1 protein-coding gene is annotated in these 602 nt (G+C 68.9%); it reads right to left on the bottom strand.

Annotation, left to right across the window (positions count from 1 at the left end):
* Positions 1-137: 137 nt before the first annotated feature.
* Positions 138-602: superoxide dismutase (locus AC6CH9_RS20800; protein ID WP_498156597.1), on the bottom strand; the 465-nt coding region annotated here is incomplete at its 5' end.

The following is a 602-nucleotide window of genomic DNA, read 5'->3' as shown; positions in this document are numbered from 1 at the left end:
GCGGACTGAGCCCGACCCCGCGCCGTCAGGCTGCCGAACACGACATGAGGGTCGTTATCCGATGGATAACGACCCTCATGTCGTGTTCGCCGGCGGGCGGTGTCGTGCTCGCCCGCGGGGTGTCGTCTGGCGGGGCGTCAGGCGGGGACGATGAGCCCGGCGGTCTGGGTCTTGGCGCGCTGGAGGCGGGCCTCGGCGTCGGACCAGTTGACGAGGTTCCACCAGGCGGTGACGTAGTCGGCGCGCACGTTCTGGTAGTCGAGGTAGTAGGCGTGCTCCCAGACGTCGAGCAGGACGATCGGGGTCAGGCCGAGGGTGAGGTTGCCCTGCTGGTCGTAGAGCTGGACGGTGACGAGCTTGGAGCCGATGGAGTCCCAGGCGAGGATGGCCCAGCCCGAGCCCTGGACGCCGGCGGCGACGGCGGCGAACTGCTTCTTGAAGGCGTCGAAGGAGCCGAAGTGCTCGTCGATCGCGGCGCCGATCTCGCCGGTGGGCTCGCCGCCGCCCTCGGGGGAGAGGTTGGTCCAGAACGCGGAGTGGTTGACGTGGCCGCCGAGGTTGAACGCGAGGTTCTTCTCGTGCAGGTTGATCGCGGCGAAGTC

This window comes from Cellulosimicrobium sp. GQ32 (assembly GCF_059758455.1).
This window is presented reverse-complemented; position numbering and strand designations above follow the sequence as displayed.